This window comes from bacterium (assembly GCA_023135785.1).
GTDB lineage: Bacteria > CAIJMQ01 > CAIJMQ01 > CAIJMQ01 > CAIJMQ01 > CAZNJA01.
Genome location: JAGLSL010000052.1, coordinates 1 through 15,471, shown reverse-complemented (window position 1 = coordinate 15,471; position 15,471 = coordinate 1). Strand labels below are relative to the sequence as shown.

General features: G+C 36.6%; 17 protein-coding genes and 2 tRNA genes. 3 read left to right on the top strand and 16 right to left on the bottom strand.

Annotated features, from left to right (window positions below; genetic code table 11):
* The 3 genes from KAS42_04355 to KAS42_04345 form a co-directional block, all read right to left on the bottom strand.
* Positions 1-194 (bottom strand): hypothetical protein (locus tag KAS42_04355; GenBank protein MCK4905454.1); only part of this gene is annotated, 194 nt, incomplete at its 3' end.
* Positions 195-444: 250 nt separating this feature from the next.
* Entirely contained in the window at positions 445-882 is a 438-nt protein-coding gene (locus KAS42_04350) for a GNAT family N-acetyltransferase (protein ID MCK4905453.1), read from the bottom strand.
* A 68-nt stretch (positions 883-950) separates the two neighbouring features.
* The gene (locus tag KAS42_04345; GenBank protein MCK4905452.1) at positions 951-1,577 is read right to left on the bottom strand and encodes a phosphoribosylglycinamide formyltransferase; all 627 of its coding nucleotides are present in this window, start codon (positions 1,575-1,577) and stop codon (positions 951-953) included.
* A gap of 413 nt (positions 1,578-1,990) precedes the next feature.
* On the opposite strand from KAS42_04345, the gene KAS42_04340 reads away from it, so the two are divergent.
* The 3 genes from KAS42_04340 to KAS42_04330 all read left to right on the top strand — a co-directional run bounded on the left by KAS42_04340 (position 1,991) and on the right by KAS42_04330 (position 2,682).
* Positions 1,991-2,065 (top strand) — tRNA-Val (locus KAS42_04340).
* A 104-nt stretch (positions 2,066-2,169) separates the two neighbouring features.
* A tRNA-Asp gene (locus tag KAS42_04335) sits at positions 2,170-2,246 on the top strand.
* Between the two features lie 34 nt (positions 2,247-2,280).
* On the top strand, positions 2,281-2,682 hold the full coding sequence (locus KAS42_04330; protein ID MCK4905451.1) for a hypothetical protein: 402 nt from the start codon (positions 2,281-2,283) through the stop codon (positions 2,680-2,682).
* 22 nt (positions 2,683-2,704) lie between these two features.
* On the opposite strand, the gene KAS42_04325 is transcribed toward KAS42_04330, so the two are convergent.
* From KAS42_04325 to KAS42_04265, 13 genes are all read right to left on the bottom strand, one after another.
* Positions 2,705-3,922, bottom strand: coding sequence for a glycosyltransferase (locus KAS42_04325; protein ID MCK4905450.1), 1,218 nt, complete (start codon positions 3,920-3,922; stop codon positions 2,705-2,707).
* Between the two features lie 6 nt (positions 3,923-3,928).
* On the bottom strand, positions 3,929-4,597 hold the full coding sequence (locus tag KAS42_04320) for a hypothetical protein (protein MCK4905449.1): 669 nt from the start codon (positions 4,595-4,597) through the stop codon (positions 3,929-3,931).
* 7 nt (positions 4,598-4,604) lie between these two features.
* A complete protein-coding gene (otsB, locus tag KAS42_04315) occupies positions 4,605-5,396 on the bottom strand; it encodes a trehalose-phosphatase (GenBank protein ID MCK4905448.1) in 792 nt (263 codons plus the stop codon).
* Between the two features lie 84 nt (positions 5,397-5,480).
* Positions 5,481-5,660: a hypothetical protein gene (locus tag KAS42_04310; GenBank protein MCK4905447.1), complete on the bottom strand. Its 180-nt coding sequence runs from the start codon at positions 5,658-5,660 to the stop codon at positions 5,481-5,483.
* Positions 5,661-5,745: 85 nt separating this feature from the next.
* Positions 5,746-6,048: a YggT family protein gene (locus tag KAS42_04305; GenBank protein ID MCK4905446.1), complete on the bottom strand. Its 303-nt coding sequence runs from the start codon at positions 6,046-6,048 to the stop codon at positions 5,746-5,748.
* 47 nt (positions 6,049-6,095) lie between these two features.
* Positions 6,096-7,163 carry a mechanosensitive ion channel family protein gene (locus KAS42_04300; GenBank protein ID MCK4905445.1) on the bottom strand — a complete coding sequence of 356 codons (1,068 nt, stop codon included), beginning with the start codon at positions 7,161-7,163 and terminating at the stop codon, positions 6,096-6,098.
* A gap of 103 nt (positions 7,164-7,266) precedes the next feature.
* Positions 7,267-8,220, bottom strand: a complete 954-nt coding sequence (hflC, locus tag KAS42_04295) for a protease modulator HflC (GenBank protein ID MCK4905444.1) — start codon at positions 8,218-8,220, stop codon at positions 7,267-7,269.
* Positions 8,220-9,218 (bottom strand): FtsH protease activity modulator HflK, encoded by a 999-nt coding sequence (gene hflK, locus KAS42_04290; GenBank protein ID MCK4905443.1) that lies wholly within the window; start codon positions 9,216-9,218, stop codon positions 8,220-8,222. Before hflK ends, hflC begins: the two co-directional genes overlap by 1 nt.
* Before the next feature lie 67 nt (positions 9,219-9,285).
* Positions 9,286-10,977, bottom strand: coding sequence for a trehalose-6-phosphate synthase (locus tag KAS42_04285; protein MCK4905442.1), 1,692 nt, complete (start codon positions 10,975-10,977; stop codon positions 9,286-9,288).
* 629 nt (positions 10,978-11,606) lie between these two features.
* The gene (locus KAS42_04280) at positions 11,607-12,584 is read right to left on the bottom strand and encodes a serine hydrolase (protein ID MCK4905441.1); all 978 of its coding nucleotides are present in this window, start codon (positions 12,582-12,584) and stop codon (positions 11,607-11,609) included.
* A 4-nt stretch (positions 12,585-12,588) separates the two neighbouring features.
* Positions 12,589-13,410, bottom strand: coding sequence for an N-acetylmuramoyl-L-alanine amidase (locus KAS42_04275; protein ID MCK4905440.1), 822 nt, complete (start codon positions 13,408-13,410; stop codon positions 12,589-12,591).
* A 220-nt stretch (positions 13,411-13,630) separates the two neighbouring features.
* Positions 13,631-14,191 carry an SPOR domain-containing protein gene (locus KAS42_04270; protein ID MCK4905439.1) on the bottom strand — a complete coding sequence of 187 codons (561 nt, stop codon included), beginning with the start codon at positions 14,189-14,191 and terminating at the stop codon, positions 13,631-13,633.
* A gap of 506 nt (positions 14,192-14,697) precedes the next feature.
* Positions 14,698-15,246: a DUF4416 family protein gene (locus KAS42_04265; protein MCK4905438.1), complete on the bottom strand. Its 549-nt coding sequence runs from the start codon at positions 15,244-15,246 to the stop codon at positions 14,698-14,700.
* Positions 15,247-15,471 lie beyond the last annotated feature (225 nt).

The following is a 15,471-nucleotide window of genomic DNA, read 5'->3' as shown; positions in this document are numbered from 1 at the left end:
TCTTTCTTTTCTTCTTTTTTTTCTTCTATCTTATCTTGTTGTGCGGTATATGCGCCGTATAAAGCTATAAGTCCTCCTAACAGAAGAATAAGAGGCACAATTCCTTTGAGAACTGCCACAAAATAACCCCACCAACCAATCAACCCAATAAGCCCCAAAACAAAAGCTACAAGACCAGCAGTAAATGCAACCATTTTCCCACCTCCTTATTTGAAGTTTTTCCATTTAAAGCATCTTAAAAATCCTTTGTATACTAACCAAAACATCCCGCCATGTCAAGCATTTCGCTTTAATAAAGGCAATGATTAATTGTAATGAATCTCCCCGTGTTAAAGCACGGGGTTTCTTTATTTTATAAACCCTGCAACGTAATCCATCCCGAAATTTTCGGGATACTCTGCTGGATAATCGTCACACATTTCGATGTGTGACGATTAAAAATTCTCAACACAAAGCTTTGCAATATAAAATGGCATCTTCTTTGTCAGGATAATAACCATGCAAAATACTCTTGCAAGTAAATCCGATACCTTCGTAAAAAAATATAGCAGGTTTGTTGCTTATGCGGACTTGCAATTCGAGTGTTTTTACTATTGTTTTCGTCTTTTTTGTAAAGTAGCGTATCAATTTGGTAGCAACACCTTTTCTTCTCCATTCTTCTTTTACCGCAATTGAAGCAACGGTAATTTTTCTAAATCCCATTATCCCGACTATATATCCCAAAATTTCTTTGTTTTTTTCGGCAACGAAAAATATTTCATTGTAATTAACATACAACTGAAGAAACTGGTTTATGGAAAAAGGATGCGGAAAAGATTCTTCTTCTGTTTTTTGGATTTGGTCAATGTCGCTTTTTTTTACATTTCTGATTACATAGTCCATATAAAGTTTCCGATGTTTTATCGCAAGACAAGACAGTTTTACTGCTTAATCTTTTAGTAATATTGTTATTAAGAAAGAATTTTAACTTTCCCGTTTTCTACTTTTAGTTGTCCCTTCTGAAAAAGTTTTATTCCCTCCACGATAATTTTTTGTTCGGCTTTCTGGACTTTTCCTTTAAGAGATTGAGGGGTATCGCCCTTGTTTACTTCGACGGTCTTTTGTAAAATAATAGGTCCCGTATCAGTCCCCTCATCCACAAAATGAAGTGTGCAACCGGTAATTTCTACCTCTTGTTCTATTACCAATTTGTGAACATCCATGTCCATACCTCCCGCAAAGGCGGGAAGCAAAGACGGGTGAATATTCATAATTTTATTTTTGAATTGCTCGACAAAACATAGAGAAAGAATCCTCATATATCCGATAAGAAGAACAAGATCTGTTTTTTCGTTTTTCAATTTCTCTATTATATTTTTGTCGTAATCTTCCCGTTTATTAAAATCTTTTGGATCAATAAAAAAAGCGGGAAGCCCATAGCTTCTGGCTCTTTCCAATATGTAAGCATTTTTCTTGTCAGAAATTACCGCTATTATCTCAACATCCAATTCACCTGTTTGGATAGTATTAAAAATAGCTTCCAAATTCGTTCCCCTCGTAGAACCCAAAACAGCTATTTTTAATTTTTTCTTATTCATCTTTCATCCTTTACCGATAGTTATAATACAATTTTTGAGAAGGTTTGACAAATAAAAAAACAGGGAACTAATCAACCCCATTAAAGCACGCTAAGAATGCAATAGGTATAATTATTAAATCAATCGGGCTTTGAAATATATCCGCAATTTGTGATAGACTGCGTGTTGCGAAATGAAAAAGGGGCGATTAGCTTAGCGGGAGATGCGTCCTCCGATGAAGTCCCTGCCCGACAAGATTTGGCAGGCGGGCGATACTCGTTCTCAACGGAGTCATCGGACCGATGTAACATCGGGGAGGTCATAAGGTTTTAAAGTTAAAATTAGCAGTTTAAAATTAGCATTTAGAAACAAATTAATAAAAAAGTAATTTTGACTTGATAATTGTTAGTTTTGCATTTTAAAATGAGATACATGGGCGATTAGCTTAGCGGGAGAGCGCCTCCCTTACACGGAGGAGGTCAGAGGTTCAAATCCTCTATCGCCCACCAACAGAGTTGATAGTTTAGTGTTTATAGTTTATAGAAGACATATTTTTAACCACAAACCATAAACTATACACTATTAACTATCTTTCGCATTAGTGAAAGATACTGGGGTCGTAGTTCAGCTGGTTAGAACGCCTGCCTGTCACGCAGGAGGTCGCGAGTTCGAGTCTCGTCGACCCCGCCAACGAAGTACTTAGTCATTCTTTACCACTATCAATATGAAGGATAATCCTAAGTTGCACACTAAAAATAAAGCTAATCTGAGAAGATTCTTCTTATATTTGTTCCGATGGCAGTTAAGCACCCCTATTCTATGGCTTGTTGTAAGAAAATTGGGAGCAGGGATTGGCGCTACAATTATAGCTAACCTAATCGGTGGCGCAATTTTTTTCTGGATTGATAGATTCATATTTACCAGTTATGCAATAGAAGTTTGGCAGTTTAAAGACACTGGCAAATGTGACGTTTGCGGAAAAGAAGAAAATCTATGGAGATTAGTTAAAGCGCCAAATTATGACAAAAGAGATACAACCCCAATGTTTCTTTGCACTGAATGTTCAAAAGCCAAAACAGAAAAATTAAGAACAAAAGGTATAAAAATCAGAGGCAAAAGTAAGTAAGAAAACTCTGTTTCGTTTTCTCTTATAGGTGTACAATACTTTTTTTATGATACAAGGTAAGAAATAAAAGCATATAATCTTTTATATGGCGCGTGATTAAAAAGTTGTTCTTTATATGTTCTCTGCCGTTTTCTCCTAATTTCTTAGCATATTCGGGGCTACTTAAAAGTTGTTTTAAAGCAAAAGCGGCTCCCTCTACGGAATAACAAAGCAATCCCGAGTATTTATGCCGCACCTGCAGAGGTATGCCTCCCACACGCGAAGCAACAACTGGTTTTGCCTTCCATAAAGCTTCGGTTACAGTTAAAGCAAAACCCTCTTTAAGTGATTTCTGAATAATTACCGTTGATGCCCGTTGCAGGGCATTTATTTCTATATCATTTTGATTTCGCGAAATAAGCAGAACATGTATGTCTTCATCTTGTTTTGCCTTTTCTCTAACCTCCGCTAAAACCTCCGACCCCTCAGGGTCATCAATAACAGTTCCACCAGCCAAAATAAGTTGGCAATCAATATGTTTCTTCACGAGTTTATACGCTTCAATTACACCTATGGGGTCTTTCAAACGGTCAAAACGAGATATCTGCATAATAATAGGTTTATCTTTTTTAATATTATATTTATGCAAAACATCGTCTATTGTTTCACGAGGCAAATCTTTATTCTTATCGCTTAAAGGATCTATGGAAGGAGGAATTAAAAACTGCCTTATGGACAAGTGGTGAGAAAAAGCCGGTGCAGAAAACACCGCCGCGTTATATTGAGTTATAAAATTCAAAAGAAATTCCCAAACATCTCTATTCGGGTTGGATGTATCGACATGGCAACGCCAAATCCATTTATTATCGGTTTTTTTCTTTATCAGGGCAATCGGTTGTGGGTCGTGTATAAAAACAATATCTCCGGAAATATCTATTTCCTCAATGTTCTTCTGACTTGTCTGCATGAAGATATCAAAATCTTGCCTGTTAATTTTTTCGTCTCTGCCGTGAAGAGCGTTATGGAACTTTTTAGTAACTTTGAAAAATTGCTCCCCGCCTCTCATGATATCCCATCGGGTATCAACGCCCAATTCCTTCAATAAAGGCACCATACGGTTCAAAATTTCAGCAACACCTCCGCCAAACGCGGTAGAATTGACATGCTGGACAACCTTGCCTTTCAGTTTTTGGGCAATCAATCTTAAATCGTCAATAGTCGATTGCCCTACTATGGAAATATATTCTTCTATTTTAACCATATCGATTTAATGAATTGCACTTTCGGCCATATTTACGATGACATTGCGCAAATCTTCCAAAGTGCGAGTGTAGGGATCCAGTCGCGCAATCTCATCCGCTAATTTTTTGTTCTGAATTGAATTTTCTATCCAAAGAGAAAAATCATTTGTTTCTTTTTCAAGTCGTAAACGCGCTTCAAAGACATGGAAATATATTGAATCCGTTGTTATCTTTTTTAAAATATCGGAAAATTCTCTCAAATCAGTTGCGATATAATTTGTCGGCAAAATAAAACTCACGGATCTTATGAAATGAAACTCTTCGTCTTTTTTTGCGATTTTGGATTTTGCCGAAGGATTCTCTTTTAAATAATCTTTAATTGTTTTGATTATTTTTTCTCTTAAGTTGCGAATATGAGGAAACTGAACGATATCGATGCTCGCCAATCTTTCTGCCAATTCGTTTTCCCCCAGAATTTCAGTTATCCAATAGGCAAAATCGTTCGGCGGTTCGGGAGAAAGATATTGGTGTTGCTGTAGGAATCTATGCGTATGATGATAAATGCTGGACCCCGAGACTTCTTTTAAAAGGTTAAGCAATTGAGTCAAATTCGCCGCTTTTAAACCCGTCAATTCCGACAACTGCAATCTTGTATAAAATCTGAAGGGTTGTTTTGCTTTAACCATTTCTTTCATTTGCGCATTATCCTAATATTTCTTTAAGCTGAATTAAAAAAACCCTCACTTCTTCTGGATTTTTAAGATAAAATCCCGCATAAGATTTCCTGGGCTTCCCCACGAAAATACCTATACCTTCGTTTTTTAATACTCTAAAAGCATCCTCATCGGTTACATCATCCCCGATATAAATAGACAGAATCTTATCATTTTTCAATATATATTGCTGTCTTGCTAAAAGCCACAATACAGCTTCCCCCTTATTCCAATCCACTGCAGGTCTTATCTCAAGAACTTTCTTGCCCTTTTTAATCTTAATTTTATTATTTGCCAAATAACAATCGGTAACGTCATGGAAAAAAGTTTTCAGTAATGAAGTATGGCAAGGGCTTACCATGCGATAATGAAGACTTAAAGAGATCTCCTTATCTTCAATAAAAGCGCCTTTTATTACACATACTTTTCTGGCTAAATCACTTTTTATTTTCTTGAGAGTAGTTTTGTATCCGTATGAAATGGGGCTATTGAATTTGACCTTTGGTCCTTGGATTTGGAAACCGTGATTACCGACATAAATAACGTTCTTTATTCCGACTTTTTTCTTTATATCTTTTAAATCCCTGCCGCTTATAATAACCAATTTGCAGTTATGTATTTTCGATAATTGTTTTAATAAATCTTTAGTCGCTTTTTGAATAATCGCCTTATCCGGAGTTTTTGTAATAGGAACAAGAGTACCGTCATAATCCAAAAATAACATGACGTATTTATTTTTCAACTGTGACTTTAGACTAATTGCGCCAAAGATTTTTTTCATAATAATGATAGATTGCTATCCGTATCAAAAAGACATAATTTCTTGTTATCAAACTCAATCCATAAATCGTAGCCGTTTCCGATTTTATTTATCAGCTCTTTGTCGACAATCGCTTTTAAAATCATTATTCTGCCAGTTCAAATTCAGTATAGAATATTTACCTATTTTTTCAACTGCAGAAAGTTTCACTGGAAAAGAATCCCGTTCCGGCTTAAGACATACTCTCACGTCTTCGGGGCGAATCCCAATTATAACTTTTGTCATATTTTGACCTTTGATAAATAATCCTCTGGTATTCTCCAACGTAAAGAACCATAATAATAAAATTTTTTACGTTTCTTCCTCCTTTCTATTTTAGTTTAAGCGCTAAATCTATAAACGTCTGCACTAAAAATATTTTCAAAAACCAGATTATTAGAAAAGCTATTATAGGTGAAATATCTATGCTGAATTTTAGACTAAAAGGGAGTAATTTCCTTGTCGGCTCAAGGATAGGTTCGGTAGTCTTATAAAGAAACTGCACAATAGGATTATAAGGGTCAGGATTAACCCAACTGATTAAAACACGGACAAGTATCAACCAATACGCTATGGTAAGAACTAAACCCAAAACACCGGCAAATGCGATTAAAAAATTGGACAATATAAACATTGCACCTTCTTCCGCTGTTAATTTTTCTCTTACAATACAAGGGAAAATTAAGACGCTGATTTATCAATAAAAAGAGTTTGAGTTGGATATGCAAACTCAATTCCTCTTTTTTCAAAGTCTTCTTTAATGCAAAAATTAATCTCCTGCTGGACATCCATATACTTATTGTAATCAGGGCTGATAACATAATACACAACTTCAAATATCAGACTAAAATCCCCATAAGAAAAAAAGTGCGCGCGGTCAAAAGTAGTATCTTTTATATTTTTTATAATATTCTCTATGATTTTCGGCATTTCTTTAAGTTGTTTCAACGGTGTTTGATAAACAACTCCCAGTTTAAATGCGACACGCCGTTTCTCCATGAGTTTGTAATTGCGCAGTCTGGAATCCGTAAGGTCGGAATTAGAAAATATCAACATTTCCCCGCCTAAACTGCGTATGCGTGTCGTTTTTATACCGATATATTCAATCGTTCCCAGATAATCGTCTATAATAATAAAATCCCCGATCTTAAACGGTTGGTCAAAAATTATGGAAAAATAACTGAAAAGGTCTTTCAAGATTGCCTGCGCGGCAAGTGCTACAGCTACACCTCCTATACCTAAGCCGGCAATGACTGCTGTAATCTGAATACCGAGGTTATCTAAAAAGAATACAATTGCTCCTGCCCAGACTAACACCTTTGTTATTATTAAGATGCCTTTAAGACTGCGTTCAAGAGCTGATCTGTTACCACTTCTAGATAAAAATATCTTCAAGCCATATCCTATAAGCATGGTAACAAAACGTGCAGAAAATAAGAGAACTACAGCCAATACAAAATAGTTTAATTTGCCGTCTTTTATCCAATAAAGTTTTCCGGGAATAAGCCTTTCTATAGAAATATAAACAACAAGAAGATATAAGAAGGGAATACCAATTTTTTCAAGAACACTTGCAATGAAATCATCTATCGTTGAAGCTGTTTTTCCGGCAATTTTTTTTAAGCGTCTTATAAAATAACGCACAACGATATTTATAACGAGAACCCCCACAACCAACAATATACATGCTACCAGATAATCCCAAACCCTATTTCCCCAAAAAACATATTCAAGTATTTCACGATGCATAATTCCTCCCTCTGAATTTTTTATGCAGAATCTGCTTTTATCTTTGTCCCGTTTACCCCGTTTAGAAATAATTTTCTAAACGGGGTTTAATAACCTTGCTACGTTATTTCATATTCCCAATGCTTTTTAGATACTTATAATAATCGCTGTCAGTAGTCAATATTATCGTAGACTTCTCATCTATTGTTTTTTGATATGTCTCTAATGTTTTTAGAAATGAGTAGAATTCCGGGTCAAGGCTATATGACTGTGCATATATGTTAATTGCCTCGGCATCAGCTTTACCCACAATTCCCTGCGCCTGGCGATATGCCTCTGAAGTAATGAGCTTTAATTCCTTTCCTACTTGACCGGAAATCTCCGCTGATTTTCCTTGACCTTCTGAGCGGTATTTTTCCGCTGCGCGTTTTCTTTCTGAAATCATCCTATCGTAAACTTTATTGCGTACATCTTCTACATAATTGACACGTTTTATACGCACATCTACGATTTCAATCCCATACTGAGGTGCCAATATCTTTGCTTTTTCTAAAATAACCCGCGTAAGTTGTTGTCTGCCTACAGCAATGCGTTCAAGCGCTTCATCGGCAAAAATAGCATCTTCCCCCAATTCTTTAGTTCCCAATATTCGATCGGAATTCCTTACTGCCTCAACCAAAAGATGGCTGGTAATCACATCTCTGGTTGCCGAATTAATAATATCGTCTATTCGGCTGTGCGCGCCCATTTCATTACCTACGGATTGTAAAAACTTCAACGCGTCAACTATTTTCCAGCGGGCAGTGGTATCTACCCAGATATACTTCTTGTCTTGGGTAGGAATTTGATTAGCGTCACCATCCCAATCTAAAATCCTTTTCTCAAAATAGTGCGCCTGCTGAATAAAAGGTTTCTTAAAGTGTAATCCTGCAGAAACTATCTGGTTACCTATGGGTTTACCAAATTGAGTAATTACCACCTGTTTACTTTCATCAATAACAAATAATGCACCACTTATAAATGCGACTATCACCAAAATAACCGCTACCGCAAAAATTCCTAACATTCCTTTTTTCATTATTTTGCTCCTCCCTGCTCGCCTATATTTAACAAAGGTAAAATTGAAGATTGTTTAGGGTCAATGATATATTTCTGTTTTGCCCGAGGTAAAACTTCCATCATTGTCTCTAAATACAATCTTTTTTGAGTTATCTGGGGTGCCTTTTGATATTCGCCCAAAGTAACAAGGAATCTTTCCGCTTCACCTTTTGCCCGGTTTATCTTATCCAAGGCATAACCCTCTGCTTCCCGGATGGTTTTTTCCGCTTCACCTTTTGCCCTGGGAATAACCTTATTATAAGCCTCCCAAGCTTGGTTAATCACCTTTTCTTTTTCCTGCTTTGCTTCATTTACCTCATTAAAGGCGGGCTTGACCTTCTCGGGAGGATTTACATCTAACAGCTTAACTGTAATAATCTGAACACCTGTCTGCCAATCATCCAATATTTTCTGCATTTCTTGCTGTGCCAAATAGTCTATCTCTTCTCTTTGGATAGTAAGAACCTCATCTACACTGTAATCTCCGACAAACCAACGCATTACTATTTCGGAGACATCTCGTATATTATCCTGGGGGTCTCTAACCGCAAAAAGCAGTTTCACAGGATCCTTTACTTTATATTGTACAATCCAACGCACATCTAAGATGTTTAAATCACCTGTAAGCATCAAAGATTCTTCAAGATATTGCCTGGAAGAATACGATGTTCTCACACCCGGATGCAATGTCCTAACTCCAAACTCTTCCTTGAAAATTTTCTCCACCTTAATCGGAGTAACTTTCTCTATGCCAAAAGGAATCTTTATATGCAGTCCCGGGGAACTTAAATCAACGTATTTACCGAACCGCTGTCTTACGCCAACTTCATCCGGTCCGATAGAATAAATTGAACCCATTAAAATAATTAGAATAAAAAAGCCCACAATTATCCATGGCATAAACCGCCCAAAATCGTTAAATTTTTCCTTACCTACATCAATCGCATCTTCTACTCCTTGCACATCTTTCCATTCCATTTTACCCTCCTCTTTATTCCCATAATTGGGAAATTGCAAAAAATACTTTAAGGTTTTTCTTCCAACTTTAAATCTGTTTTAAAGCAGTTAGCTCCGTAACAACATTTGCAGCCCAATGATAAACATTGTTTTCGCTTATGACTTTACGCATGTTCTCCATGCATCTCTTTTGCTCTTCTTCGGGCATTTCGATAGCAAGTCTTATGGCTTCTGCAAACTCTTCTATAGAATAAGGATTAACTTGAACGGCATCGGTTAATTCTCTTGCGGCACCAGTAAATTGGCTTAAAATCAAACTGCCGGATAAGTCTTTCTTTGCGGCAACATATTCTTTCGCAACCAGGTTCATCCCGTCATGCAAAGAGCTTACTATGCAAAAAGAAGCCAACGCATAATAAAACTTTATTTCATCCTGAGAAAAATATCTCTGCAGATAAACTATCGGTTTCCAGTTTTCTTCGGCGTGTTTTAAGTTTATTTTCTCAACCAATCCGTCTATTTCGTCTATAAGCTCACGATACCGTTTTATCTCAGTCCGGCTGGGAGAAGCCAATTGAATAAAGACAAACTTCTTTTTATACTGCTGATACTTATCCAAAAATCTATCTATGGCTAACATTTTTTCGGGCAATCCCTTTGTATAATCGATTCTATCTACGCCTATCCCGACAATCTTGCCTTCGAGCCTAAATTCTCTTTTTAATTTTTCAACTCCCTTAGTTAATTCAATATCTTCTTCCAAAGCGTAATCTTTGGAAACAAAACCGTTATGATTATCCCTTAAATCGCAATCTACACTTATAGGAAAAGACCGAATATAGGTCTCTTTTCCGGCGCGCATAACGCTGAATTTTTCCGTATTTACTTTTGACTCAAGCAATTTATTCATAGTATCAAGAAAATTATTACAATGGTTTTGCACATGAAAACCGATTAAATCGCATCCTAACATACCCTCAAGTATCTCTTTTTTATACGGGCATATGGAGAAATTTTCCGGATTGGGCCAAGGTATATGCCAAAATAAAGCGATTGTCGCGTCGGGACGCTTTTCTTTGATCATTTTGCCGAGCAATGTAAAGTGATAATCTTGTATAAAAATAAAAGGGCTTTTTTCGGGTAACTCTTCCACAATGCTATCTGCAAATTTCTGGTTTACTTTCTTATACATTTTCCAATCAGATTCCCTGAAAATTGGCCGCATATGAGTATTATGACAAAGAGGCCAAAGCCCTTCGCTCGAAAACCCGAGATAATAGCCTGCTTCTTCTTCCTTGTTTAACCACACCCTTTTTAGAATATATCGGTTATCTTCGGGCGGGACACCTAATTTATCTTTGGAATTTACGAATTTTTTGTCGGCTTCGCCGCTTCCGTGAGCAACCCAAACACCTCCGCAAGCGCATAAAACAGGATGCAAAGCGGAAACAACACCGCTGGCGGGTCTAATTACTTTGACGGCGCCTGTCATTTCGTCCATGACATGCATATATGGTTCTCTGTTTGAAACTACAAAAAAGGCGTTTTCTCCCAACTTTGCATGGACGAGATTTCTAAGTTTAGTTTCCGTCCATACTTCTTCTTTCTGAAGACGAACAGAAGCTTTATTGGAAATAGACCTTCGCGCCACACGCAAAGACAAAGCAATTTGTTCAACTTCGCTTGCAAGCTTGCCAAATTCTCCTTTGTCTTTTATTGGATGAGCTTTATCGATATCGCCTTTTTGAAAATATTTAAACCATTCCGTAAGACGTTGCATAGGTAAAACGAAGATTTGTCTATGCAGAAAAAACGATATAAGCAAAACAAATACTACTAAAATTATTAAAGTAAAGATTATATGCTTCCATATTTCAGCTAACCTATCAAATACATACGAAGTATCATAAATAACCTCTGTTAAACCTAAAATCTGCCCATCTTCACTCGTTATTGGCGAAATATAACTAAACACTGTCAATTTTTGAAATTTTCCCAACTCCCCGCTTGGAATCTTACTGTCTAATACGTCTTTTATATACGGTTTTTCCTTATCTTTCCAGTCGACAAATCTTTGAGTAACAGCAAAAATATTCCCTTCGCTGTCATAAATAACACATCCTTGCAATCTTTCGCGCTCCTGAAATTTTCCAACAAGATAATCGGCGCTTTTCAAGTCGTTCGTCAAAAGGACATGTTTTACCGACATGTCCATACTCTCTGCGATAGATTTTGTTTTGCGCCGCAAATCGTCGAGCAATTTTTCTTCTTCAAAACGCGCCTGAAATATTCCTAAAACGGTAAAAGCTACCGTGATAATTATCAATATGGGAAAAATAAACAGTAGGGTCCTTTTCATATCGTCCTCCTTTTTCCCTATAATCAGAGAAACTATCAGAAACTTACAAACTAATGAACAACCGCCAAAGTTTTGGCACAAATCACTATCTGTCGTTTTTCGAAATGTTGATATGCAATCTCCGCTATATTTGCAATAAATTTCTTCGCTGACTTGCTGGTGGTTTCTGAATGCTTAACTAATACGCAAATAATAAAATCTCCGTTAGGAGTATACACAATTCCAGCATCGTGACAAACAAAACGTTCAAGCCCGGTTTTGTGAGCAATAACAGCTTCTTTGGGTAAATATTTGGGGATACGGTCATTTACTTTTTGTTGTTTTAACAAATCCAGACACTGCTTTGAAACTCCCTGATTAATAACTTCTCCGTGATAAATTTTCCCTAAAACAATAGCAATATCTTCTGCAGTCGTATAATTCTCAACACCTCGACTGCGCGCCTTAAAATCAACCATCTTGCGGGACAAATTTGTATTTTTAATCCCCAAAGATTTAAAAGATGAATTGAGATATTCAAAACCCAAACGGTTTATCAGTATATTGGTAGCCGTATTGTCGCTTTTAGTAATCATAAGCTCAAACAACTCATTAATACTAATTTCTTTACCTGTAGACATGTTTTTCAGAACCCCGGAGCCTGAAGCTTTATCTATAGACCTAAGACGTATAACAGAATCAGGATTAAGTTTTCCATCACCGATTGCGCTAAAACATGAAACTAGAATAGGAATCTTGACTACGCTTGCCGAAGGGAACAAATCATCTTTGTTAAAAGATATCTCCCAATTTGACTGCAAATCTTTGATTAAAATACCAGCTTCTCCATTAAAACCATCAATATGCTCCGATAAAGTCTGTTCCAATATTAGCCAATTCGATTTTCTTTTCTCTAATAGAATCCTTTCTTTTTCGGTTTCTTCTTTCAGTATTTTTTGTACTTGATAATATTGATTAAAAAAAACCGCCGAGACAGATAATAAAACAAAAAACAACCCAATAATAAATATATTTCTTCTATTCGTCATAAGTTTAATAAGGATTGGTTTTTCTTAACTCTGTTTTGATCCTATCAAGTGGAAAATAATTCCCGGGACATTCCGTAATACAACCTTCTATATCCTTGTGCCCTCGTATGTTGGATATAGGTATATCATATTGTTTTCGTAAAACGTTAATCAACTCTACCAACGCCCTGAATTGCGTCTTGCTTACTTGTTGCTTATTAAAATTACCGACCAAACAAATCTGTACGTCATAAGGCCTATTTACCTGCGCTTGTTTTTGCCAACGCCAACCTACTTCAATTTCACCGTCATCGGAAGCAGTGCCATTGCCGATTACAAAATGATAAAAAAGCCCGCCCATACCGCGACTTCGGTGGTATCTGTCAAAACGTTCGGCATTTCCTTGAAAAGTCGCGCTATGATGCAGGGTAATGTATCGCCATTTAGAAAAATAATTTTTCTGACCGACGATTTTCTCCACCGATTCTTTAATAACAGGCCGATAAGGTTCAATCCATAAAACCGTCTCTGCGCCGGGAATGAACAACTGTTGCCCAACACCAATTTTAGTAGAATCGCTGATGTGATTTGCCAGCATAATCACATTTACCTCAACATTATAAGTCTTTGCAATTCTGTAAATCGTCTGGCCGCTACCCACTATATGATAAACCCCCTGCAGAGGAACTCTCCTATGAGGCGCCGTTGCGCAACCCCAAAGATTAAAAAGGACAAAAAGGGCAATAAATATACCGGCAACTCTTGATGTTTTATAGAAAAATGCCGTCCGACATCCAAACAGACGGCATTTCAATTTTCTAAAGTTTTTTCGTAGAATATTAACCATACCCTCTCATACCTTTTCGTATATCTCACGCACCCAATTAAAAGTCTATTTCTAAGCAACGCAGACCTTTTTCGCGATTTTTATTATAACTTCCTTATCCTCAAATATCAATTTTTCTAAAAAATGTCGTTATTTATAATGTTGTACGATATTTTTATAATATTGGGAATTAAAAAAATATGCAGCCCCCGTAAAGAAACTTGTTTCTAACGGGGCTTAGTTATTTTTCTTCAAATGGGAGCTGAATTCTTCTGGGAAAAGCATCGTGGAAATCTTTTCTTATTTTTGCAAGAACTTCATGACCTTCTTGCGAGTTGGAAAATTTTCCTACACATACTTCAAATAACCTACCTCTTGTTTTTATGTATACAGGAGAAAAATTCTTCTTTAATTCGTTGGCTAAATTCTGTGTTCTTCTCATGTCGCTAAAAGTAGCCACCTGGATAGTATAGAACTGCGATAAGACAGGAGTAACTACTTGTTTTTCCTGACTAGTTGTTTTTACTACTGTTTTTTCGGTCGGCGGCTTAACTGCAGGCTTAGAAATTTCCGCAGGTTTTGAGACAATTTCTTTTGGAGGAGTAACTCTCTCAGGCTTCTTTTTTGTTTCGATTCTTACTTCTATGGGGGCAAATTCCGCAGCGCTTTCACTTTCCTTAACCAGCGTAGATATTATCTTGAATAAAAAAATCCCGCCTATAATAACGGAGATAACGAAAATTATTGCAGGAAATTTGGATACTGTATTTTTAAAGTAGAGTTTTTTTCGCCTTCTAAACATAACTTTTTTATTAGACTTTATGTTAACAAATTACTTATGGAATGTAAACCTCGTTAGAGATAGGTCGCCATTGCTCGCCTCTCGGCGAAACCAAGGGTATTTATGGCGACCGTAAACCAACCTTAAGGAGCTAAACACTCTCTGTTTTGGTTTCTGGAACCATAAATCTAGTATAACTTTTCCTTTTAATTTCTAACGGGGTAAAATTCCGAAACTTAAAAGTAAATTATCCCGCCTTAAAGAGCGAGGCATTAAAATATAACAAAAAAATGGATTCCTGCCTACGCAGGAATGACGAATGAAAAGCAAAAAACAGAAGGCATTCATCCCCGCTCTAAAGGGCGAGGCATTCTGCCTGATTCTTGGTAAAAACTAAAAAGTAAAACCTTTTCTTTTCCCTATCTATGTTTTGCCTTTCCCTCTGGAATTTTTCCTCGTGGAATGCGAAGCATTCCTAGGGGTCGGAAATTCTTTGAATTTCTCGGGGTAACTTTTGGTTTTACCTTTTAACTTTTTCCTTCTTCTGAGATTTTACAAGCTAATTGCTCTCTATAAATTCCCCGTATTTTGTTGAAAATGTTTACCGAACTTTCGACTTTATAATCGGGATATGTCCACGGTAATGGCTGGAAAGTCCTTTCCTTGAAAAATAGCGTAACTTCAGCATAAATCCCCTTCCCCAAATATATTCTGTGAAAAAAATTTTTGGTGGAGGCAAGAACAAGTTGGGCATTACTGATATAACCGGGATCAATATTTATCACTCGCTTATCTTTGATAGAATATTTTTCCTCTAAAACGTTCGTAAAGTTCTTAATTGAATTAACTTTTTCAAGTTTTATTAAATTCCTGAAGCTTATGAATTTCTTCTTTAAGCCAGAGCCCATTTCATCTTGATAATAATCGGTATAATCAAAATCAAATATAGAGCTTTTAAAATCTAATTTTCCATATTCCTCTTCCAATTTTGCTTCTATCCCATCAAAAAGCTCTAACTGGTTGGTAAAAATAGCCATAATTAATTTTACCGGTAAAGGATATTGAATTGTTCCCATAATTCCAATTGTATATGTAGCCCCACTTTTTTACAATAAGGGTATATAAAAACCACGTGGGGTTCGGGGCAAGCCCTGTACCCTGCGTGGGGTTTCTCGGGGTAAGCCCTGTACCCTACGTGGTACAGGGCTGCAGACGTTCAGAAACATAATGGAAAATAGTACTCATAGTAGTATGGGGGATTTTAAGGGGGTTGTTAAGAATGTGGATACAGTTAAAAAAGA